Genomic DNA, 21,091 nt, shown 5'->3' on the forward strand with positions numbered 1-21,091 from the left:
GGACAGTCCCGGTGGACGGTTCCCGGTGGACGGTCCCGCCCTTGGTGGCACCCCCGCCGCCGGAGCCCCCGACTCCACTTAGGCTCCCCTTACCCGGGGTCACCGCCGGTCACTCCAGCACAACCGCCCTCCCCCGCTCAGCAGAAACGCCGGACGGCCACCCTTATGTGTGAAGTGAGCGGGCTCGTGTTGTTCGGCTGGAAGTGCGAAAACTAGCTTCGTCGCCGGAGGTGACGAGTCGATGACAGCGTGTGCCATCGAGACGACGGCCGAGGACGACGACCGCGAGGGGAAGCACGGCGGGAGCACCGGCCGGCCGACGGGGTTCACGACCACGGCGAACGGCGCGTACGCGGCCGGGCTCGCGGGCGCCGGTGACGCCCTGTACGTGGAGAGGTGGACCCTCGACGGCCCGGAGCCGTACGCCGTGCCGCTCCCGCTCGACCAGCCGGAGGAGCCGCACACCCAGCTGCTCCCCCTCGCGGACGGCCGGGTCCTCGTCTGCCGCCGCGTGGACGGGCGGCGGCGCTCCTTCTCGCTGCTCTACCCCACCGGCCCGGCCACCGGGGAGCTCCGGCTCGGCTCGGTGGACGCGCCCGGCTCCGAGGACCTCGTGCTGCTCCCGCCCTCGCCGGACGGCATCTGCGCGTACGCGCTGTGCGTCGGCCCCGACACCACGACGCTGTGGCTGGTGGCGGGCGGGGCCTTCGGTCCCGAGCGGGTGGCGGAGGTCCGGGGCCGCTGCTCGGGCGGCGTGTGGCTCGACCGCACGGGCCGGATGCTCGCCCTGGACCGGCGGCTCGGCGACGGGCCGGTGAAGGCGGTCGCCGTCGACCTGGAGCGGGGCGGGGAGGTGACGCCGCTGCTCCAGATCACCGAGGAGAGCGACGACCGGCTGCTGCTCGCGGACCCGGACAGCGGGCTGCTCCTGATCCGTTCCGACGCGCCGTCGCCGGGCCACGACCGCCTCGGCTGGGGCGTCCTCGGGAGCCTGCTCCCGGTGCGCTTCCCCGACTGCCTGCGGCTGGACGACGCGGCGGTGACGCCGTTCGCCGTGCAGCCGGGACAGGTGCTCATGCCGGAGAGCTGCGCGGTGGCGCTGCGGATCGACGCGGCGGCCGGGAGCTGGGTGGGGACCTGGCGGCCCTCGTCGCGCCGGATGGACCAGCTGGCGGCCCCGCAGGGGTGGCTGGCGGGCACGGGCCTGTGGACGCCGGAGGGCGTGCTGCGGCTGCCGTACGCGACGCCCGGAACGCCGTGCGGGCTCGCGTCCCTGGAGCCGCCGCCCGAGCCGGATCCCGCGCCGGAGCCGGTGACGGTTCCGGAGGGGCCCCGGGTGTGCCGTCCCGTACCGCTCCAGCAGGCTCCCCTCACGGACGGGCGGCCCGCTGACTAGACTTCCGGGCCGCACGGAAAGATCGATTTCTACGGGGTGAGTCACGGCATGTCGGAAGCAAGCACGGAGGGTACGGAGTCGCACGGCTCCGGGCGGCATCGTGGTGAGGCCTCGCCGGCGGAGGACTCCTCGTCCTCCCCGCACGGCCGCCACCGCCGCGAACCCGACGCGCAGTGACCGGTGCCCGGTCGGCCGGGCGCGCGGAGTGATCCGGAGGGCCCCGGGGGAAACCCCGGGGCCCTCCGGCGTTCCCGGCCGCCCTACGCGTGCTCCACGAACGTGTCGGCGAGGACGGGGGCGTCGTCGCGCTCCACCGCCGTGACCGCGGCCTGGACGCCGCCCTCCACGGTCCACATCCGGATGCGCAGGGTCTCGCCGGGGAAGACGATCCCGGCGAAGCGGGTGCGGTACGCGCGGACGCGGGCGACGTCCCCGTCGAGCAGGGTGTCCACGACGGCCTTGAGGGTCATCCCGTAGGTGCAGAGGCCGTGCAGGATGGGCCGGTCGAAACCGGCGAGGGCCGCGAACTCCGGGTCGGCGTGCAGCGGGTTCCAGTCGCCGGAGAGGCGGTAGAGCAGGGCCTGTTCCTCGCGGACGGGCCGCTCCACGGTCCGGTCGGGCGCGCGGTCGGGCGGGGCGAGCCGGTCGGAGGGGCCGCGGTCGCCGCCCCAGCCGCCCTCGCCGCGCACGAAGATCTGGGCGTCGCTCGTCCACAGCGGCCCGTCGGCGTCGGCGGTCTCGGAGCGCAGGACGAGGACGGCGGCCTTGCCCTTGTCGTGGACGGCGGCGACGCGGGAGGTGGAGACGGCGCGCCCGCCGGTGGGGAGGGGGCGGTGGAGGGTGATCGACTGGGCGCCGTGCAGGACGGCCATGAGGTCGACGTCGACGCCGGGGGCGGAGAGGCCGTCCACGATCCCCATGCCGCCGCCCGCGACGGTGGCGAAGCTGGGCAGGACGTGGAGCCGGGACTCCAGGGTGTAGCGGAGTTCGGCGGGGTCGGTGGCGGGCGTGCCCGCGCCGAGGCCGAGGTGGTAGAGCTGGACGTCCTTGTGGTCCCAGGCGATCTCGGTGCTGCGGGGTTCGGCGGCGACGGCCTTGGCTGCGTCGATGGGCATCGGGCTGCTGCTCCTCACGCGGTCGCCCGGAGCGCGGCGGCCCCGAAGCGCGGTCGTCCCGGAGCACGGTCGCTCTGGAACGTGTTCCAGTTCGGTGGCCCTCTTGTATAGCCGAGGCGACCGGGCTTGGGAACCCTCGCCGACGGCACGTCAGGACCCCTAGGGGACCGACCCCCAGGACATTTGTCACCGTCGGACGCGTACATAACGGCCTACCGGGACTCCCCTCACTCTCCGTAACGTCGTGGTCATGAAGCAGCGGGAGCAGGAGAAGAGGAATCCGGACGGCGGGGACGCGATCGTCTTCCGGGGAGTGACCAGGGCGTACGGGGCCGTCCGCGCCGCCGACGGGCTGGACCTGAGGGTCCGCCGGGGCGAGACCGTGGCCCTGCTCGGGCGCAACGGCGCGGGGAAGTCCACCGCCATCGGCCTGCTCCTCGGCCTCGACGAGCCCGACGGCGGCCGGGTCGAGCTCTTCGGCGGGCCCCCGGGCCGTGCCGTCGCGGCCGGACGGGTCGGGGCGATGCTCCAGGAGGGCCGGCCGGTCTCCCGGGTGACGGTCCGTGAGCTGGTCGGCTTCGTCGCCCGCACCTATCCGGCTCCGATGCCGGTCGCGGAGGCCCTGGCGCTCGCCGGTCTGACCGCGCTGGCGGGCCGCCGCGTGGACCGGCTCTCCGGCGGGCAGGTCCAGCGGGTCCGGTTCGCCGTGGCCCTCGCCGGGAACCCGGAGCTGATCGTCCTGGACGAGCCGACGGCCGCCCTCGACGTCGAGGCCCGGCAGGAGTTCTGGGACGCGATGCGCGGCTACGCCCGCCGGGGCAACACCGTCCTGTTCTCCACCCACTACCTGGAGGAGGCCGACGCGTACGCGGACCGGATCGTCGTCCTCGACTCCGGCCGGATCGCCGCCGACGGCACGAGCGCCCAGCTCAAGCGGGCGGCCGGCGGCAGCCTGGTCTCCTTCGACCTGGGCGGCGGCCCGGCGGGCCCGCTCGACTCGCTGCCCGGCGTGACCTCGTACGAGATACGGGGCGACCGCGCCCGGCTCCGCACCACCGACTCGGACGCGACGGTCCGGGCCCTGGCGGAGCGGGACGCGATCCGGGGCCTGGAGGTCGCCCAGGCCTCCCTGAACGACACCTTCCTCGCCCTCACCCGGAGGCCGCCCACAGCCGCCGGGCCCGTGACCGCACCCCTGGAGACGACCCGATGATCACCGCGTACGTACGCCTCGAAGTGCGCCGCACCCTGCGCGACACCGGATTCGCGATCTCGACGGTCGGCATCCCGGTGATGATGTACCTCCTCTTCACCAACCTCGTCGCTGACGACGGCGCGTACCGGACGGCCGCGATGGTCGGCATGGCGGCGTACGGGGCGCTGGGCGCCGCGCTCTCGCTCGGGACCGGGGTCGCCGAGGACAAGTCCACCGGCTGGCTGCGGCAGTTGAGGATCACCCCGATGACGCCCCGGCAGGTGGTGACGGGCCGGGCCCTGACCGGTTCGGTGGTCGTCCTGCCCGCCATAGCGGGGGTCCTGCTCGCGGGCGGCCTGGCCAACGGGGTGCGGATGGCGGCCTGGCAGTGGGCGGCGGTCGCCGTCACGCTGTGGCTCGGCTCGCTCCCCTTCACCCTGCTCGGGATGGGGAACGGCTACCGGCTGACGGCCCAGACCACCGGCGCCGTCAACGTCGCCTGCAACCTGGGGCTCGCGGTCGCGGGCGGCCTGTGGTTCCCGGTCGCGCTCTTCCCCGACTGGCTGAGGACGCTCTCCGGGTACACCCCGACGAACCGCTTCGCGGAGCTGGGCGTGGCGGTGACGGACGGGCGGGCCCCGGGGGCGGTGGCCCTGGTGGTGCTCGCCGGATGGGCGGCGCTGTTCGGCGCGTACGCGGCGGTCTCGTACCGTCGTTCGGCACGGACCGCGTGACGGGCGCGGAGGCACGAGAGGACACGGGACGGTCATGGAGTTCTGGCGGCGGCGGAGGGAGAGGCTGCGCGAGCGGGGGCCGAGCGGGCTCAGTCTGCTCCCCTGGCTGCTCATGGGCCTGGGCGCGCTCTCGCACCTCCTCGGGGGCGAGGCCCCGAACCCGTGGATCGGCGGCCTGGGCCTGCTCGCCTTCAACACCCTGTACATCGCGATCGTCCTGCGCGCCTTCGACCCGCGCGCCCGGGAGACGCCGCTGACCCGGTGGCTCCTCGGCGGGCTCGCGGCGCTCACCTTCGGGCTCGCGATCGGCTACGGCCGGGAGTGGCTGCTGCTCTTCCCGCTCCTGGGCCTGGCGGTCGGGGCGGTGGTGCGGCGCGGAAGGATGCTGTTCCGCGTCACCCTCCCGCTGGTCGCCGGGGCGGGGGCGGTGACGTTCTGGCGGGACGGCTGGGACTCGTTCGGGGTGGTGTACGGGACGTTCGTCTCGGTGATGGTGACGGCGGCGATCCTCGCCCTGAACGACACGGTCCGGCAGTTGCGGGAGACCCGGGAGGAGTTGGCGCGGACGGCGGTGGAGAAGGAGCGGCTGCGGTTCTCGCGCGACCTCCACGACCTCCTGGGCCACACGCTCTCGGTGGTCGTGGTGAAGTCGGAGGCCGCCCGGCGGCTCGCCCCGCACGACCTGGACGCGGCCCTGGCGCAGGTCGCGGACATCGAGTCGGTGGGCCGGCAGGCGCTGACCGAGATCCGGGAGGCGGTGACCGGCTACCGGGAGGGCAGTCTGGCGGCCGAGCTGGACCGGGCGCGCGACGCGCTCTCCTCGGCGGGCGTCGAGCCGGTCGTGCGCCGCTCGGGCCCGCTCCTGGAGCCGGCGGCGGAGGCGCTGTTCGGCTGGGTGGTGCGGGAGTCCGTGACGAACGCGGTGCGGCACAGCGGGGCGTCGCGCTGCGTCGTGGAGATATCCGGTACGGACGGCCGGGCCCGTCTGACGGTCACCGACGACGGGCGGGGCGGCGGGCCGGGCGGCGGCCGCGGTCCGGGGGCCGCCGCGCCGGTCGCGGACGGCCCCGGCAGCGGACTGCGCGGCCTGCGCGAGCGGCTGGCGGCGGCGGGCGGCACCCTGGAGGCTGGGCCGGCCCCGGGCGGCGGGTTCCGGGTCGTCGCGGAACTTCCCGTGGAACCCGCCGCGCCGGGGACGGACGCCGGGGACGTACGGACCGACCGCTGCTGACGAACCGGGCGGTCCGGTCAGCCGATCAGTCGGGTCCGGTCCGCCGGGCGGCCGGGTCCGGTGCGCCGGGCGGCCGGGTCCGGTGCGCCGGGCGGGGCGGGCGGGCCGGTCAGCCGACGATGGCGACGGGGGCGTCCCAGGCGTTGCGGTCGACGTTGATGGTGTGACCGCCGCGGGTCTCCTTGCTGTTGGCCTTGTACTGGTGGCCGCGGCTGTGGTTCGTGTACAGCTTCGGGTCCCAGGGCCAGTCCTTGGTGGTGGTCTCCTGGCCGTTCCACAGGGCGTACCAGAGGTTGCCCGGCAGGTCCGTGCGGTTCTTGGCGGTGGCGATGGCCTTGGCGCTGGAGCTGCTGAAGCCGTAGAGCCCGGCGCGGTAGGTCTTGGCGCGCAGGGTCTTGGTGAAGGAGCGCACATAGGTGAGGGTGGCGTCGTTGCACGCCTTGTCGGCGATGTCGTACGACTCCATGTTGAGGTAGATCGGGCTGCCGGCCTTCATGCCGAGCGCCGCGGCCCTGGCGACCGCGTCGTTGGCGTTGGCGGCCCCGACCGAGGCGGCGTTGGCCGCGGTGAACCGCTCCTTGTTCAGGCTCTTCTGGCAGGGCGGCTGGGCGCCGACGTACAGGGGGATGACCCGCCAGCCGAGCTTGTCGACCGACTTCACCCAGGGCTTGGTGAGGTTGGGCTGGGCGCAGCCGCGGTTCTTGCCGCCGATGTAGACGGCGACGCCGCCGTAGTAGGCGTCCTTCTTCCAGGCCGTCATCGCGGCGAGCGAGGGGGCCGTGCAGGCGTCGAACGCCCGGCCGGTGTAGGTCTTCTGCGCGGGCCACGCGGGGGCGGCCATCGAGGTCTGGGCCGCGATCCCGGCACCGGCGACGACGGTGACGCCGGTCGCCGCCAGGGCGATGTAGCGGCCTTTTCTGGACAGCCGGTGCTTCGGCATTTCCCCACCCCATACGTATGCGTTCCACGGTTTCCGGCCCCGTCCCCCCGGGGCGCGCCCACCCTATCCCGGGGCTCCGCGCGGCCTACCCTGGTGCCCGTGACCGAGATGCCGAGGGACCACCGCCCGGGAAAGTCCGTGAGAGTCCTGCTCGCCGAGGACCAGGGGATGATGCGCGGGGCGCTGGCCCTGCTGCTCGGCATGGAGCCGGACATCGAGGTGGTCGCGCAGGTCGGGCGCGGGGACGAGATCGTGGACGCGGCGCTCGTGGCGCGGCCGGACGTGGCACTGCTCGACATCGAGCTGCCGGGGCGTTCGGGCCTGGACGCGGCGGCGGACCTGAGGGACGAGGTGCCGGACTGCCGGGTGCTCATCCTGACGACGTTCGGCCGGCCGGGGTACCTGCGGCGGGCGATGGAGGCGGGGGCGGCCGGGTTCCTGGTGAAGGACGGGCCCGTGGAGGAGCTGGCCGAGGCGGTCCGCAAGGCCCTGCGGGGCGAGACGGTCGTCGACCCGGCACTCGCGGCGGCGGCCCTCGGCGCGGGCCCGAACCCCCTGACGGCCCGCGAGCGGGACGCGCTTGCGGCCTCGGTGGACGGCGCGACGGTCGCGGACATCGCGGCGGCCCTGCACCTCTCGGAGTCCACGGTCCGCAACTACCTGTCGTCCGCGATCGGCAAGACGGGCACCCGCAACCGCATGGAGGCGGTGAGGGCGGCCCGGCAGCAGGGCTGGCTCTGAGCCCGCCGGGGCGTACGAGCGGCGGTGGCCCCGCGCGGAGCACGTACGAGATCGGCGGGCAGCGGCTCCACGCAGAGCACGTACGAGACCGCTGACCGGTGGCCCCGCGCGGAGCACGTACGGGACCGGTGGTCACCGGCCCGCGCGGACATACGTACAAGACCGGCGGGCGGTGGTCCGCGCATCCTGCCCGCATGAGCGAACTCACGGGTGAACACGACACGGGGCGTACCCAAGGACCGCGCGCCCACGGACTGCACGTGGTCCACGACGGCCCCCGGCAGGCGCCCCCACTGCTGCTGATCCACGGATCGGGGGCCTCGGGCGCCCTGTGGGGCCCCCTGGTCCCCGCGCTCGCCCGCCGCCACCACGTGATCCGGGCCGACCTCCCCGGCTGCGGCCAGTCCCCGCCCGTGCCGTCGTACGACGTGCCCGCGCAGGCGGACCGGGTGGCGGCGGTGCTCGACGGCCTCGGGCTGCGCGCCGTCGCCGTGGCCGGGCACTCCAGCGGCGGTTACGTCGCCACCGCGCTCGCCGAACGGCGCCCCGACCTGGTGGGATCGCTCGCGCTGATCAGTTCGGGCCCGGCTCCCGACGCGCTGCTCCCGCAGCCGCTCTTCCTGCGGGCCCTGCTGGCCCCGCCCCTCGGCCCGCTCCTGTGGGCGATGCGTTCGGACGCGGTGATCCGCAAGGGGGTCGGCGCGACGGCCGTCCGCCCGGTGGAGATCCCGGACGCCATGGTCGCCGACCTGCGGCACGGCACGTACCGCACGACCAGGGCGGTGCTGCGGTGCAACACCGCCTACATCGCCGAACGGAGCGTGCCCGAGCGCCTCGCCGCCCTCGGGGTGCCGCTGCTGGTGGTCTTCGGCGGCGCCGACCCCCGCTGGGAGCCGTCGTCGGCGCACCGGTACGGGGCGGTGCCGGGCGCGCGGGTCGAGACGCTGCCGGGCGTCGGGCACATGGCCATGCTCGAAGAACCCGCCGCGACCGCCGCGCTGCTGCTGGGCTTCACGGCGCCGGGCGACGACGTCCCGCCCGTACGGCCCTAGGCTGGTCCCATGCGGCCGACGGAAGCACCGCTCGACTGGACACGCGTGGACGTCGTGGTCCCGCGCGCCCCGCTCCGGACGCCGGGGATCGGCATGGCCGGCTTCCGGCAGGGCGTCTCCGCGCCCGTGGACATCGCGATGGTCGCGCACCCCGCCGTCACCCTGCTCGTCGACCTGAGCGGGGAGGGCGGGCTCGTCCACCGCGCGGGGGACCGGCACGGGCGCGGCAGCGTCGTCGCCGGGCTCCTCCCCGGTGACTTCCGGGCGGGCGGCCGGGCCGGCTAGTGCCTCCAGATCCGGCTGGAACCGGTCGTGGCGGCTTCGGTGTTCGGGGCGTCGGCCGGAGCGGACGGGGCGGTGGTGTCCCTCGCCGACGTCTGGGGCCGTGACGCCGAGCGGTTCGAGGAGGGGCTGCGGGCCGCCGGGTCGTGGGACGAACGGTTCGCGCTGGCGGCGGACGTCCTCGGCCGGCGGCTCGGTGCCGGTCCCCGGGTCGATCCGGAGGTCGCCCACGCCTGGCGGCGGACGTTCGGCCGCCGGGGGCGGGTGCGGGTCGACGGCCTCGCGGACGAGGTCGGCTGGAGCCGCAAGCGCCTGTCGGCCCGCTTCGGCGCCCAGCTCGGGGTGACGCCCAAGCGGGCCGCCCGGCTGGTGCGGTTCGACAGCGCGGCCCGTCTCCTCGCGGCGGGGCACGCCTCCGCCGAGGTCGCCGCCGGGAGCGGTTACGCCGACCAGTCCCACCTCCACCGCGAGGTACGGGAGTTCACCGGTCTCACGCCCTCGGCGGTGGCCGCCGCGCCGTGGCTCGCGATCGACGACGTCGCCTGGCCGGCGTCGTCGCCCGCCCGGCGCCCGGCGGACCGCGCCTGATCCACAGAAGCCGCCCCCTAGGGGTGCTCGGCGTCCCGGCGCCCGGACCTCGGCAGCCACAGCAGCATCAGGAGGGTCGCGCCGAGCAGGATCGACGCCGAGACGCGGAAGGCGGCCGCGTAGCCGGAGGTGAGGGCTGCCGGGTCGGGGGTGCCGTGGAGCGGGCCCGTGACGGCGGCGGCGACGGTGGAGAGGGTCGCGAGGCCGAGGGCGCCGCCCATCGTGCGGGAGGTGTTGACGAGGCCCGAGACGAGACCGGCCTCGCCGGGGGCGGCGCTGGAGGTGGCGAGGGTGGCCAGCGGGGTGGTGGCCAGGCCGATGCCGCCCATCATGAGGATGCCGGGGCCCAGGATCGTCGTCAGGAAGGTGCCGTCGACGCTCATCGTGGACTGCCAGGCGAAGCCGGAGGCGGCGACGAGGGCGCCGATGACGGCGAGGGTGCGGGCGCCGAGGGCGGGCATCAGGCGGGGCGCGAGCTTGGAGCCCAGGACGACGGCGAGGGAGCTGGGGACGAGCGCGAGACCGGCCTGGAGCGGGGTGTAGCCGAGGACGTTCTGCGCGTACACCGTCATGAAGAACCACATGCCGAAGGAGCTCGAACCGAACAGCAGGATCGCGGTGTTGGCCGCCGACACGGTCCGGGTGCGGAAGATCTTCAGCGGCATCAGCGGGGCCGCCGTGCGGGCCTCGACCGCGACGAACGCGACGAGCAGGACGAGCGCGCCGAGGAGCGTCAGGAGGGTCTTCGGGTCGCCCCAGCCCGCCTCCTCGGTCTGGACGATGCCGTACGCGAGGGTGGCGAGCCCGCCGGTGACGAGGATCGCGCCCGGCAGGTCGAGGCGGCGGCCGGTGCCGGGGCGGCTCTCGCGGAGCCAGAGGAGCGCTCCGGCGAGGACGAGGACGCCGATGGGGACGTTGATGAGGAGGACCCAGCGCCAGGACAGCAGGTCGACGAGGAGCCCGCCGACGAAGCCGCCCGCCGCGCCGCCGGCCGCGCCGACCGCCGTCCAGGTGCCGATGGCCCGGCTCCGGGCGGGCCCGGGGGCGACCGCGCCGGTGACCAGGGTCAGGGTGGCGGGCGACAGGACGGCCGCGCCGAGCCCCTGCACGGCGCGCCCGGCGACGAGCTGCCAGCCCTCCTGCGCGAGCCCGCCCGCGACGGAGCCGACGGTGAAGACCACGAGCCCGAGCAGGAACATCGCCTTGCGCCCGTAGAGGTCGGCGGCCCGCCCGCCGAGCAGCATGAACCCGGCGAAGGCGATCGAGTACGCGTTGAGGACCCACTGCAGACCGAGCCCCGACAGCCCGAGGTCGGCCCGCAACGACGGCAGCGCCACGTTCACCACGGACACGTCGAGCACCACGAGGAACTGCCCCGCACAGGCGACCAGAACGACCGCCCAGGCCCGGGGCGCGGGTGCGGGAGGGGCGGGGGACGTGCTGGTGACGGCGTCGGTCTGCGGCATGACGGTCATGGTCGCAGACGCCCTCGACCCCGTACATACGCCGATGCGCGCCGGCGCCGGAGGCCGGTAGAGTGCGGATCTTCGGCCGGCGGAAGCCGTCCGGAGTACCCGCGAGGCGGTTCCGACACCGATGAACGACGACGCTTCCGCACGCCCCCGGCTCGATCGCGCCCTGGACGGCCTGGCCGTCGTCTTCCGGGGTGCGACCGCCCGGAGCGACGAGGTCCAGTGCGCATGTCACTGGGGCAGCGCGGAGGAGCTCGCACTGCTGAAGGTCCCGGACGTCGTGCTCGACCCCGACCTCCTGCACCGCACGTGGGGGTCTCTCACCTGGCGGGACCACGGCGCGGTGCTGCGCCGCGTACTGCCCCAGTTCGCCGGGGAGCTGGTCACCGGCCGGGGGCGGTCCAGGTTCCGTATGTACGAGGTGGGGCAGGCGTTCGCCCGGAGCGAGTGGTGGCGGTGGCCCGAGCGACAGGCCGGGGCGGTACGGGAGTTCCTGCACGCCTGGTGGGCCGACACCCTCACCGATCCGGACCCCGCCGTTCCCGCGCACGAGCTTCTCGAACTGTGCGCGGAGGCGTCCGGCACGCTCGGTCCGTGGCTCGCGGTCTGGGAGGCGCTCGACGAGGACGTGGCCGACCGGCACCTGGCCGAGGCGACCGACCGCTGGCAGTACGACCTGTTGGGCGACGAACTGCCCTGGTACGTCCGGGAGGAGGAGCACGAGGAGTCCTTCCGGACCGGGCTCGTCGCCTGGCTCGTCCGCCACGCCCCCACCCGGCTCGGCCCCCGGGGCGTCCACGAGGACCTGCTCCACCGGGTCAGGCTCATGGGCCTGGCCGGCCCCGCCCGCTGGGAGGACCCGCACTGGCCCGGCCACCGCTACTGAGCCGGTCCGCCGCGCCCCGGGCGCCCGGCCCCCCTCTTGTGGCAGCATCGTCGCGGGGACCGGGCCGTACGGGGGAGGGAACATGGGCGCGAGCTGGTCGGCACTCTTGATCGCGGTGGTCGGCGTGGCGGGAACGCTGGGAGCCGCGCTCCTGACGCAGGTCCGCGCGGACCGCACCAAGCGCATGGAGCTGCGGGCCGCCGCCGACCAGCGGCGCGAGGAACGCGACCACGCCGAGGAACTGCTCCGGGCGGAGCGGGCCCTGCAGGGGCAGCGCGAGAGCCTGGAGCGCCGACGCGCCTGCTACATCACGCTGAACACCGCCGCGCGCCAGTACCTGACGGAGATGACCAACCACCTCCACGCGCTGGCGCGCGGCGAGGGCGTCGCCGCGTCCCTGGAGAACCTGGAGGCGGCCAGGGTGGCCTACCGGGAGAGCTACGCGGAGTCCCAGATGATCGTCCCCGACGTCGTCTCGCGCCCCTCCGGCGCGGCCAAGACGCGCTTGAACGCGGCCTACGGAAAGCTCAGGAAGTACGCGGCCGACCCCGCCGCCCACGCGGCCGAACTGGGGACGATGGAGGCCGAACTCCACCAGGACGTCTGGCCCTACGTGGGGGCGATGAAGAAGGCGATGCGCGCCGACCTGGGCGTCGAGGACTGAGCGGGCCGCCCGTTGTCAGTGCCGCCTGCCACGATCACCGGGAACTCGGAGACGCGGACGACGGCAGAGAGCGAGCACGCCATGGGCACCTGGGACATCGGCCCCTTCGACAACGACACCGCCGCCGACTTCTCCTACCGGGTGGACGGGGCCCCGGCGGAGAAGAAGGCGGAGGTGCTGCGCGGGACCTTCCGCGAGGTGACCGGCACCGGCGGTGAGTACCTGGACGCGGACCTGGCGGTGGAGGCGATCGCCTCGGCGGCCCTGCTCGCGGCGCAGTGCCCCGGCGGGGAGCCGGTCACCACCTCGTACGGCCCGAAGGAGCCGCTGCCCGTCCTCCCGGCCGCCCTCCGCCCGGAGGCCGTGGCGGCTCTCGACCGCGTCCTCACCGAGCCGTCCGAACTGCTGGAGCTGTGGGAGGAGTCGGACGGGGAGGAGTGGAAGGCGGGGGTGCGGGGGTTGCGGGCGGTGCTGGCGGGGGCGTGAGGGCGGCTCAGTGGTGCCGGAGCAGTTCGACCCCTTCGGAAACGTGTTCCGCCCCGTAGCCGAAGTGCTCGCACAGGACCAGGTGGCGTGTGTAGCGCTCCTCGGTGAGGTGGACCCGCCGCGTACCGAGCAGGCGCAGGAGCAGCCGGTAGCCGAGGTCGGGGTCGACCCGTGAGACCACCTCCTCCACCGCCGCCGGCGCGGCCGTGGCGTCCGGTGCGCCGGTGAGCAGTGCGGCCGCGTCCCGTACTTCGCGCAGCACCGCGTCCCGCTGGACGGTGTCGGCCGGCGGCATGGTGTGCCGGTGGTCGGGAGCGACCTCGGCCAGGTGCGCGCGGCACGCGTCGGCGATCGTCCGGAGCCATTCCCGGGGACCGAGACGGAGGTACGCGATGTCGTGGCCCCCTCCGGTGGCCCCGCGCCACAGGGCGGCGACCGCGTCGTCGGACAGCGGTGACTCCAGGAGGCGGAGGACGTCCACCAGCAGGACCGCGGCCGCGGACCCGGGGGTCTGGGCCGTTTCGTCGGCGGCCACCGCCCCGCGCAGGCAGTCGTCGGCGGTGGTTCCCGACCCGTCCCAGGGAAACCACGAGGTGAGCGCGGACAGGCCGAAGTCACCCTCGAACAGGAGGTCGTCGTCCTCTCGGTGTCGTGCCATGGCCGGTCTCGGCTCCTCGGTCCGTCGGAATGGGGGGAAGAAGTGGGCCCGCCCGTCGTGAGGACGGGCGGGCCCACCGGGGAGTGACGCGCGAGCGGTACGACTGCCCGCCCTCCCGGCCCGCCTGTGCCCGGGGACCGTCACAGAACCCTCCTCAGCCGTCGAGCGCGGCCCGCAGCCCCCGTCCCGTCATCTCGACGACGGCGGCCGTCTCGCGCAGGCCGTCCGGGAGGGTCGCGCGCTGGGTCTCGTCGCGTACGAGGGCGCCGTCCGGGAGGAGGACGGCGGCTTCGAGGCGGTGGGCGAGTTCGGCGACGACGTTCAGGACGTCGCCGGGTGGGAAGCGGTGCACGCTGATGCCGTCGGTGGTGACGTGCAGCTCCGCCTCGCCGCCGTCGGCCGTCCGGATCACCACCTCGGTGGCGTCCGGGGACGCGGCGACGACGTGCGGCGCCAGCACGGCCCGTACCACCCGGTCGTCCAGCACCTGCGGTTCGCCGCCGGCGAACCTGTGGAGGGAAAGTCCGTATCCCATCGCCCGGGAGCCCTCAGCCTCGGCCGAGGGCGCGGCGCAGGCGTCCCCGGGGCGGGGGTTCGGCGGGCGGGGGCTCGTGGGCGTGTTCCAGTACGGCGGCGGAGACGCGGACGTGGGTGGTCGTCGTGGCGGGGCGTCCGGTGGACTCGTCCCAGTGGGAACGGACGATCTCCACCAGCCAGTTCGTCTCCGAGACGCGGAAGACCCGGCGGCCCGTGGCCCCGGGGTCGTCGGAGTCGCCGCCGGAGGCGCCGCAGGTGCGGGCCAGTTCGGCCGCCCGCGCCAGGGCCCGGTCGCGGTCGCCGTCGACCGGGACCGTGCGGACCAGCTCCCATTCGCGGTGGGTCCAGGTCGTCGTCTCGACCAGGATCCACCAGCTCCCGACGTCGCCCACGCCGCCTCCCCCTCGTCGCGGCCGAGCCTAATCGACGGCCCCCGGGAACCCGAAGGCCCAAGCCGCCGACCGGAGTTCGTTACGCTCCCGGCATGGCGAGCATCCGAGGGGCCGGACCGTGGCGCGCGTCCGTCGTGGACCACCGGCAGGCGGAAGGCCCGCCCCCGTACGAGCGGGCCCGGCCCGCCGGAGCGCCCCTCGCCCGCCGGGGCGACCTCGCCGTCCACGGCTCCCCCGGATCGGTCGCCCTCCGCGACGCCGACGGGCGGACCCGCTGGACCCACTCCTTCGCCGGGCGCCCCAACGCCGCCCACCTCTCCGGCGACCGCCTCCTCGTCACGACCGACTCCCTGGAGTACACCCCGTGGGGCCTCCTCGGTCCCGCGCTCCTCCTCGACCTCGCCGACGGCCGCCTCGTCGCCGAACTCCGCGGCGAGCGCGCCGCCGCGCGGGGCGGCGGAGGGTTCGTCCTCGGCCTGGAGGGTTACGGGGAGTTCGTGACGCGCGCGTACGACCGCGAGGGCGCCGAGACCGACCACTGGCCCTCGTACGGGCACTACGTCGTCGGCACCGGGCTGCGCGTGGTCGAGGCCGACCGCCGGCTGCCGACCCGGGGCCGGGTCGTCCGGCTCCTCCCCGGCGGCACCGTCGTCCCCGGTCCCGCCCTGAGCGACCCCCAGCCCCCGAAGCCGGTCGTCCTCCCCGACGGAACGATCCTCCTCCTCGACGGGCCCGCCGTCCTCGCCGTCGGACGGGACCTCGACACGTACGTCCTCGCCGACCTCGGCCCCGCCGCCGGTCCGCGCACCGCCCCGACCGTACGGGCCCTGCGCCGCGACGGCGACGGCCTCGTGGCCGTGGTCGCGGAACAGCACGCCGCCGAACCGACCCGCTACACCGTCGACACCTGGACCCTCACCCTGCGCGGCGGCGCCTGACCGCGAGCACGACACTCGCCACGGTCGCGCCGACGGCGATCACCGCGAGGACGAGCAGCCCCGGGTTCACCCACCACGGCACGATCTCCGTCCCCCGGCACACCAGGCTGACGGGGAGCGCGCTGCTGCGGTCCGGGTAGACCTTCACCCCCGCCTTGAACCAACAGGCGTCCTCGGGGAAGAGGAACGGCATGTACGAGAGCCCGTACACGTGCAGCGCCCCGCCCGCGAGGTAGGCGAGCACCGCGAGGTACGCCGCCTTCTTGGCCGGTGCCGATGTACGAAGGGGCTTGGGCAGCCCGCCGCCCTGCCGGGCCCGGACCAGGCCCGCATACGTGATCCCCGCCCAGGTCGGCAGGACCAGGGCGAGGATCACCATTCCTATGAGGGTCGCCACCGTCAGCGGCCGACGCGCCCCTCGGCCGCGGCCGTCACGAAGGCCGTGAAGGCGGCCGACGACGCGAGGAAGGCGGGGCCTTCGGGGTTCTTGGAGTCCCGCACGGCGACGTGGGCGGCGAGGTCGGCGACCTCGATGCAGTTGCCGCCGGTGTCGCTGCTGTAAGAGGACTTACGCCAGGCGGCGTTGCCGAGCGGAGCGCACTCGATGCAGTTGCCGCCGGTGTCGCCGCTGTACGAGGACTTACGCCAGTGCGCGCCCGTCAGGTTCTGGTTGCTCCCCATATTGCTCCTCCATGACGCGGGCGATCAGTGCGGCCGAGTCTTCCACCGAGAGGGCGGCCGCTTGCAGGTGATCGTAACGGAGCGAGCCTTGCCTGAACGCGGCCTGATCGGCGGTCATATGCCCCTGGACGAAGTCCTCGGTGTAGACGATGTCGGGGTCGTCGTCAAAGCGCAGCAGGTTGAACTCACCCAGCAGGCCGGCGTGTGCCCCGGCCGCGAACGGCAGGATCTGGATCTTGACCCAGTCGTGCTCCTGCATCCGCAACAGGTGGGCGAGTTGTTCTCGCATGACCTGCTTGCCGCCGACCTCCTGACGCAGCACCGCCTCGGTCAGGACGACCCACATCAGGGGCGGGGTCTCCCTCTCCAGGATCCGCTGCCGATCGATGCGGGCAGCGACCTTGGCGTCGAGATCGCCTTCCGTCCGGACACCGAGCACGGCGCGGGCGTACGCCTCCGTCTGGAGCAGACCGACGACCAGTTGGGGCTGGAACGAGGAGATGTACGTCGCCCGCGCCTCCATGTCCGCGTACGGCTGGAACCAGGTCGGCAGCTGGCACCGCAGTACAAGGCCCACCAACCGCGAAAACGTCCCGCCCGTCATCAACGCGGCATCAAGTTGTTCCGAGAACCGCCTCGTCGGGACCTTCTTCGCCGTCTCTATCTGACCGATCAGCGAGCCCGTGCAGTAGACGATGTCACCGAGCTGAGACTGGTTCAGCTTGGCCAGCTCCCTCAGACGGCGTAATTCCGCTCCGTAGTAGTCCAGCGGCGAAGCGCTGGGATCGAGGCTGCGGACGTTGACCACGACGAGGTCACCCCCAGATCGACGCGACGAGGCGTTGTGTTCACGCCGTAGCCGAGCGTAACGAGAAGCGTCCACTCTGGTGGCATGAATCAGGCAACAGACCTCTACCCTGCGGAACTTGCGTCGAGTTACCGCATGGGCTTCACCGTGGGTGAGCACTCGGCCGGTCACATGCGCCGCATCCTGCACATGTTCCTCACGCGGTGGGAACTCGTCCGCTTGTCCGACCCCGCGTCCCTCGCGCTCACCGAGCTGGTCGCGAACGTCGTCCGGCACGTGCCGGGCCGCAGGTGTGCGGTGCTGATCCTGCGCGAGCCGCACGGGCTGCGGGTGGAGGTGGCGGACGGGGCGCCCGGGACCGTGGTCGCGAAGGCGGGCGGGCCGCTGGACGAGGGCGGGCGGGGGCTCGTGCTCGTGGAGGCCGTGACGGACCGGTGGGGGGTCGAGGAGCGGGCCGGCGGGAAGACGGTGTGGTTCGAGTGCGACGCGTAGGGCACGATGGGCGCCCGTACCGCCGTACTCGCCAGTAGGAGCCACCATGTCCGAGCCCAGCCCCGAGATCCTCGCCGCCTTCGAGGCCGCGAAGGGATTCATGCCCGCCGGGGAGGGGCTCGCGCTGTACGGGGCGGCCGCCGAGGCCGCGAAGCTGGGGCTCCCGCTCCTGGAGGTCGGGACGTACTGCGGGCGGTCCACGATCCTGCTCGCGGACGCGGCCCGGCAGGCGGGGACGGTCGCGGTCACCGTGGACCACCACCGGGGCAGCGAGGAGCAGCAGCCCGGGTGGGAGTACCACGACCCGACCGTGGTGGACCCCGAGGTGGGGCTCATGGACACGCTGCCGACCTTCCGGCGGACCCTGCGCAAGGCGGGCCTGGAGGAGCACGTGATCGCGGTCGTCGGACGCTCGCCGCAGGTCGCGAAGGTGTGGGCCGGGCAGCTCGGGTTCGTGTTCATCGACGGCGGGCACACCGACGAGCACGCCGTGAACGACTACGAGGGCTGGGCCCCCAAGGTCGCCCCCGGCGGCCTGCTCGTCATCCACGACGTCTTCCCGGATCCGGAGGACGGCGGCCAGGCCCCGTACCGGATCTACCTCCGCGCCCTGGAGTCGGGCGACTTCGAGGAGGTCTCGGTCACCGATTCGCTGCGGGTGCTGCGCCGCCGCTGAGCCGGAACGGGCGGTGGCCGCCCCCTCGTCCGAGGAGAGCGGCCACCGATCGGGGCGTCGGGTCAGAACCCCGACGTCACGTACAGGCAGTTCGTGTAGCTGTAGCCCGGTTCGATCTTCGCCTTGCTCGTCTTGGTGTCCCCGGCCGACGACGTGCCGGTGCCGGCCCGCTTCTGGAGGAAGTGGTAGTTGCCGGCGGGCAGCAGCAGGGTGGCCTTCGGATACTTGGAGGACGGGCCGGTGCACGCCTTGATCTTCTTGGAGCCCTCGAAGATCGGGTTCGGGTACTTGGTGCAGGTCGCGCACGCGTTGAGCGTGATCCGGCCCGTGGTCGGGCCGGTGTAGAGCAGTTCGACCGAGCCGGGGCCGTCGTTGCTGACCACCATGACCATCCGGGAGCCGCCGGGGGCCTTCGCCGGGGGCAGGGCCTTGCCGGCCTCGGCCTCCTCGTCCGCGATCTCGGCGGCGATGGCGATCGAGCGCGCGTGCGCGGCCTTCGGGCTGCTCGGGTGGTCCTTGGCGAACTGCGTCATGGTCGTGACCGCGTCGTCGAAGTCCTTGCTCCTGAACTGCGAGGTCCCGCAGGCGAAGTCGCCCTTTTCGATGGCCGTCGAGGTCTCCCGCGCGGCGCCGTCGAAGTCGGCGCCCGGCAGGGCGCCCACGGTGGTGCGGATCGTGCGCAGCTCCACCACGGCCTCGCAGGGGGTGGCGCCGTCGACGGCGGTGGACCGCGTCTTGACCGCCGCCCGGACGGCCGGCTCGACGCGGGTCGCGTGGTCCGACTCCGGGAAGGTGTCGAGGAGCGCGTTCAGGCTCTTCTCGGCGGGCGGGTCGGCCGCCTGCACGCCGAGCGCGGCCGTCCCGCACTCGTAGAGCGACTCGGCCAGCGGCTCGTCCGTCTTGGCCGGGCGGGTGCCGAGGAGGTCCTTGTCGACCGCGCCGGACAGGCCCCTCAGGTGCGTGAGCGGCGCGACCGCCTTGCAGTAGTCCTTCTTCGCGTACGGGGCGGAGAGCTGCTCGTAGTACGCGTCGAGGCGCGCGGGGACCAGCTTCCCGGCCCGCGACCCGGCGTGCTTCGTGCCGAGGTCCTGATAGGTGGCGAGCGCCAGGCGGTAGAGGGGTTCGGCCCGCTCGAAGAGGAGCCCCTGGCCGGACTTCACCCGCTCGTCGGCGGTGGTGAGGCGGGCGAGCAGGGCCTGCTCCTTCGCCTCGTCGCGGGCCGCCCCGTACGCGAGGGAGCCCCCGGCGGGCACGGCGAGCAGCACCAGGGCCAGCGGCAGCGCCAGGCGCCGGAAGGCGGCGCCGATCCGGAGGGTGGCGCGCAGGCCGCGCCGGAAGCCGTCGGCGGCGGCCGCGAGCAGGAAGACGCCGTATCCGACGAGGACGCCGACGGGCACCCCGTCGACGTCGGCGGGCAGCGCGACCACGAGCAGGGCGGCGGTGGCGAGCCAGCAGAGCACGGCGCCGATCCAGTTGCGCAGGAGCACGTACCCCAGGCCGAGGCCGGAGAGGTTGAGCAGGCCGATCGCGGCGGCCTGCGCCGGGTTCGCGGGGCCGGGCGGCTGCGCGGGGGGCTGCGCCCCGTGTCCGGGCGGCGGGCCGTAGCCGGGAGGTCCGTACCCCGGCGGCGGGCCGTAGCCGGGGGCGGTCGCGGGGCCGGACCGCGGGTAGCCGTAGCTGTAGTCGGGCGCGGCGGCGCCCGCCCCGACGGGCACCGCGCCGGAGGACTCGCCGGGCGGCTGTCCCGTGGGCTGCCCGGACGCCTGCGGCGGCGGGCCGAAGGCGAGCGTGGGCGTGGCGGGCGGCCGCTCCGGCGGGGGCGGGGCCGCCGGGGTCCCCGAGGCCGCCGCCGGGCGCACCGGGGCCCAGGGCGGCGTCTCCGGGGCCACGCGCGGGTCCGGAGGCGCCGGGTTCCGCCCTTGGCCCTGCTGCGGGCTCTGGTTCTGGTTCTGGTTCTGGTTCGAAGCGTCCTCGCCCGGGATTCTGTCGGCCGGCTCGGGACGTGCGTCGTTCGGTTCTTCCCCCACCACGGTCCCCCTCGTGGGTCCATGCGCGGTGACACCCCACCGTCGCCTCTTGTGGCTACCCTTCACCGTCCCCGCACACGCGTCCACCGTTCTCCGGAGGCGGTGACCAACCTGCGACGTACCCGTGCGGGATTTCGCTGTGCGCAAGGCCTAAAGTCGCGGGGTGCCGAACGACCACGGGAAGACCGCCCGCCGTACCCTCGCCCTCGTCCTCGCCACCACGGGCTGCTGCGCCGCGCTCGCCGGGTGCGGGGCCGCCCCGGACCCGGCCGCCCCGCCGTCCGGGAAGGGCCCGGAGCGGTCGGCGGCCCCGAGCAGCCCGCAGCCGAGCCGTACGCCCTCCTCCGCCCCCACCTCCGAGGCCCCGGAAGGCCGTTCCCTCGCCGGGCGGACCGTCGTCGTCGACCCCGGCCACAACCCCGGCAACTTCCGGCACTCCGAGGAGATCAACCAGAAGGTCAATATCGGGACGAACCGCAAGGAGTGCGACACCACGGGCACGTCGACGAACGACGGGTACACCGAGGCCTCCTTCACCCTCGACGTCTCCCACCGGCTGCGGGACCTGCTCACCGCGCGGGGCGCGAAGGTGGTGTTCACCCACGACGCCGACCGTCCCTGGGGGCCGTGCATCGATGAACGGGCCCGGATCGGCAACGAGGCCCGCGCCGACGCCGTCGTCTCCGTCCACGCGGACGGTTCGGCCGCCGGACACCGCGGATTCCATGTGATCCTCCCCGCACGCGTGCGGGAGGGCGCCGCCGACACCGCGGAGATCGTCGGACCCTCCCGTGAACTGGGCGAACGGATCGCGGACCGGTTCGCCCGCGCCACCGGCACCGCGCCCTCCAACTACCTGGGAAACGGTACGGGGTTGGACGTACGGGACGATCTCGGCGGACTCAATCTCTCAACCGTCCCCAAGGTCTTCGTCGAATGCGGCAATATGCGTGATCCGAAGGACGCGCAGCTGCTCGCGTCGGCGGCGTGGCGGCAGAAGGCGGCGCAGGGGATCGCGGACGGCATCGCCACCTACCTCAGGGGGTAGAACCGGCGGGCGATAGATTCTCCGTACGATGGGGCCGCCCCCCTGCCAGGAC

23 protein-coding genes and 1 pseudogene are annotated in these 21,091 nt (G+C 74.3%); 14 read left to right on the top strand and 10 right to left on the bottom strand.

The annotated features are described in order from the left end of the window. The first annotated feature begins 241 nt into the window (after positions 1-241). Complete coding sequence (locus ACIQD7_RS13770) at positions 242-1,396, top strand: hypothetical protein (protein WP_402441712.1); 1,155 nt, start codon at positions 242-244, stop codon at positions 1,394-1,396. A gap of 260 nt (positions 1,397-1,656) precedes the next feature. Here the strand turns inward: ACIQD7_RS13770 and ACIQD7_RS13775 are convergent, their stop codons facing one another. Continuing rightward, a complete protein-coding gene (locus ACIQD7_RS13775) occupies positions 1,657-2,511 on the bottom strand; it encodes a MaoC/PaaZ C-terminal domain-containing protein (protein ID WP_402441713.1) in 855 nt (284 codons plus the stop codon). 250 nt (positions 2,512-2,761) lie between these two features. Here ACIQD7_RS13775 and ACIQD7_RS13780 point away from each other — a divergent pair, with 250 nt between their 5' ends. From ACIQD7_RS13780 to ACIQD7_RS13790, 3 genes are read left to right on the top strand one after another with little or no spacing between them, the layout of a single operon-like run. Next, positions 2,762-3,724 carry an ATP-binding cassette domain-containing protein gene (locus ACIQD7_RS13780; RefSeq protein ID WP_402441714.1) on the top strand — a complete coding sequence of 321 codons (963 nt, stop codon included), beginning with the start codon at positions 2,762-2,764 and terminating at the stop codon, positions 3,722-3,724. Further along, entirely contained in the window at positions 3,721-4,440 is a 720-nt protein-coding gene (locus tag ACIQD7_RS13785) for an ABC transporter permease (RefSeq protein ID WP_402441715.1), read from the top strand. The genes ACIQD7_RS13780 and ACIQD7_RS13785 overlap by 4 nt, the downstream gene beginning before the upstream one ends. Before the next feature lie 34 nt (positions 4,441-4,474). Next, positions 4,475-5,671, top strand: a complete 1,197-nt coding sequence (locus tag ACIQD7_RS13790; protein ID WP_402441716.1) for a sensor histidine kinase — start codon at positions 4,475-4,477, stop codon at positions 5,669-5,671. A gap of 109 nt (positions 5,672-5,780) precedes the next feature. Here ACIQD7_RS13790 and ACIQD7_RS13795 read toward each other — a convergent pair whose 3' ends face one another. Then, positions 5,781-6,611, bottom strand: a complete 831-nt coding sequence (locus tag ACIQD7_RS13795) for a glycoside hydrolase domain-containing protein (protein ID WP_402441717.1) — start codon at positions 6,609-6,611, stop codon at positions 5,781-5,783. Positions 6,612-6,719: 108 nt separating this feature from the next. On the opposite strand from ACIQD7_RS13795, the gene ACIQD7_RS13800 reads away from it, so the two are divergent. From ACIQD7_RS13800 to ACIQD7_RS13810, 3 genes and pseudogenes are all read left to right on the top strand, one after another. Continuing rightward, a complete protein-coding gene (locus ACIQD7_RS13800; RefSeq protein ID WP_121833576.1) occupies positions 6,720-7,352 on the top strand; it encodes a response regulator transcription factor in 633 nt (210 codons plus the stop codon). A gap of 194 nt (positions 7,353-7,546) precedes the next feature. Beyond that, positions 7,547-8,404, top strand: a complete 858-nt coding sequence (locus ACIQD7_RS13805) for an alpha/beta fold hydrolase (protein ID WP_402441718.1) — start codon at positions 7,547-7,549, stop codon at positions 8,402-8,404. 9 nt (positions 8,405-8,413) lie between these two features. After that, positions 8,414-9,274: pseudogene (locus ACIQD7_RS13810) on the top strand (helix-turn-helix domain-containing protein). Between the two features lie 17 nt (positions 9,275-9,291). Here ACIQD7_RS13810 and ACIQD7_RS13815 read toward each other — a convergent pair. Then, on the bottom strand, positions 9,292-10,749 hold the full coding sequence (locus ACIQD7_RS13815) for an MFS transporter (RefSeq protein ID WP_402441719.1): 1,458 nt from the start codon (positions 10,747-10,749) through the stop codon (positions 9,292-9,294). A 121-nt stretch (positions 10,750-10,870) separates the two neighbouring features. Between ACIQD7_RS13815 and ACIQD7_RS13820 the strand changes: the two genes are divergently transcribed. From ACIQD7_RS13820 to ACIQD7_RS13830, 3 genes are all read left to right on the top strand, one after another. Beyond that, positions 10,871-11,632 carry a hypothetical protein gene (locus ACIQD7_RS13820; protein ID WP_402441720.1) on the top strand — a complete coding sequence of 254 codons (762 nt, stop codon included), beginning with the start codon at positions 10,871-10,873 and terminating at the stop codon, positions 11,630-11,632. An 82-nt stretch (positions 11,633-11,714) separates the two neighbouring features. Next, positions 11,715-12,296: a hypothetical protein gene (locus tag ACIQD7_RS13825; protein ID WP_402441721.1), complete on the top strand. Its 582-nt coding sequence runs from the start codon at positions 11,715-11,717 to the stop codon at positions 12,294-12,296. A gap of 81 nt (positions 12,297-12,377) precedes the next feature. After that, positions 12,378-12,782 carry a DUF4259 domain-containing protein gene (locus ACIQD7_RS13830; RefSeq protein WP_402441722.1) on the top strand — a complete coding sequence of 135 codons (405 nt, stop codon included), beginning with the start codon at positions 12,378-12,380 and terminating at the stop codon, positions 12,780-12,782. 7 nt (positions 12,783-12,789) lie between these two features. On the opposite strand, the gene ACIQD7_RS13835 is transcribed toward ACIQD7_RS13830, so the two are convergent. From ACIQD7_RS13835 to ACIQD7_RS13845, 3 genes are all read right to left on the bottom strand, one after another. Then, a complete protein-coding gene (locus tag ACIQD7_RS13835; protein WP_402441723.1) occupies positions 12,790-13,440 on the bottom strand; it encodes a hypothetical protein in 651 nt (216 codons plus the stop codon). A 154-nt stretch (positions 13,441-13,594) separates the two neighbouring features. Then, a complete protein-coding gene (locus ACIQD7_RS13840) occupies positions 13,595-13,975 on the bottom strand; it encodes a hypothetical protein (RefSeq protein WP_402441724.1) in 381 nt (126 codons plus the stop codon). Positions 13,976-13,988: 13 nt separating this feature from the next. Continuing rightward, positions 13,989-14,369: a hypothetical protein gene (locus ACIQD7_RS13845; RefSeq protein WP_161372273.1), complete on the bottom strand. Its 381-nt coding sequence runs from the start codon at positions 14,367-14,369 to the stop codon at positions 13,989-13,991. Between the two features lie 92 nt (positions 14,370-14,461). Between ACIQD7_RS13845 and ACIQD7_RS13850 the strand changes: the two genes are divergently transcribed. Beyond that, complete coding sequence (locus ACIQD7_RS13850) at positions 14,462-15,307, top strand: hypothetical protein (RefSeq protein ID WP_402441725.1); 846 nt, start codon at positions 14,462-14,464, stop codon at positions 15,305-15,307. On the opposite strand, the gene ACIQD7_RS13855 is transcribed toward ACIQD7_RS13850, so the two are convergent. The 3 genes from ACIQD7_RS13855 to ACIQD7_RS13865 are packed head-to-tail and all read right to left on the bottom strand — an operon-like array spanning position 15,285 to position 16,796. Further along, positions 15,285-15,686, bottom strand: a complete 402-nt coding sequence (locus ACIQD7_RS13855) for a hypothetical protein (protein ID WP_402441726.1) — start codon at positions 15,684-15,686, stop codon at positions 15,285-15,287. The genes ACIQD7_RS13850 and ACIQD7_RS13855 overlap by 23 nt on opposite strands. Positions 15,687-15,706: 20 nt before the next feature. Beyond that, positions 15,707-15,988: a DUF397 domain-containing protein gene (locus ACIQD7_RS13860; RefSeq protein ID WP_402441727.1), complete on the bottom strand. Its 282-nt coding sequence runs from the start codon at positions 15,986-15,988 to the stop codon at positions 15,707-15,709. Continuing rightward, positions 15,948-16,796: a Scr1 family TA system antitoxin-like transcriptional regulator gene (locus tag ACIQD7_RS13865; RefSeq protein ID WP_402441728.1), complete on the bottom strand. Its 849-nt coding sequence runs from the start codon at positions 16,794-16,796 to the stop codon at positions 15,948-15,950. The genes ACIQD7_RS13860 and ACIQD7_RS13865 overlap by 41 nt, the downstream gene beginning before the upstream one ends. A 135-nt stretch (positions 16,797-16,931) precedes the next feature. On the opposite strand from ACIQD7_RS13865, the gene ACIQD7_RS13870 reads away from it, so the two are divergent. Both ACIQD7_RS13870 and ACIQD7_RS13875 read left to right on the top strand, forming a co-directional pair. After that, entirely contained in the window at positions 16,932-17,288 is a 357-nt protein-coding gene (locus ACIQD7_RS13870) for an ATP-binding protein (protein ID WP_402441729.1), read from the top strand. 46 nt (positions 17,289-17,334) lie between these two features. Next, positions 17,335-17,964, top strand: a complete 630-nt coding sequence (locus ACIQD7_RS13875; RefSeq protein WP_121833715.1) for a class I SAM-dependent methyltransferase — start codon at positions 17,335-17,337, stop codon at positions 17,962-17,964. A 62-nt stretch (positions 17,965-18,026) separates the two neighbouring features. On the opposite strand, the gene ACIQD7_RS13880 is transcribed toward ACIQD7_RS13875, so the two are convergent. Continuing rightward, complete coding sequence (locus ACIQD7_RS13880; protein ID WP_402441730.1) at positions 18,027-19,853, bottom strand: hypothetical protein; 1,827 nt, start codon at positions 19,851-19,853, stop codon at positions 18,027-18,029. Between the two features lie 301 nt (positions 19,854-20,154). On the opposite strand from ACIQD7_RS13880, the gene ACIQD7_RS13885 reads away from it, so the two are divergent. Continuing rightward, entirely contained in the window at positions 20,155-21,039 is an 885-nt protein-coding gene (locus ACIQD7_RS13885; RefSeq protein WP_402441731.1) for an N-acetylmuramoyl-L-alanine amidase, read from the top strand. The last annotated feature ends 52 nt before the right edge of the window (positions 21,040-21,091 follow it).

This window comes from Streptomyces sp. NPDC093071, assembly GCF_044754545.1.
In the GTDB taxonomy this organism is placed as follows: domain Bacteria; phylum Actinomycetota; class Actinomycetes; order Streptomycetales; family Streptomycetaceae; genus Streptomyces.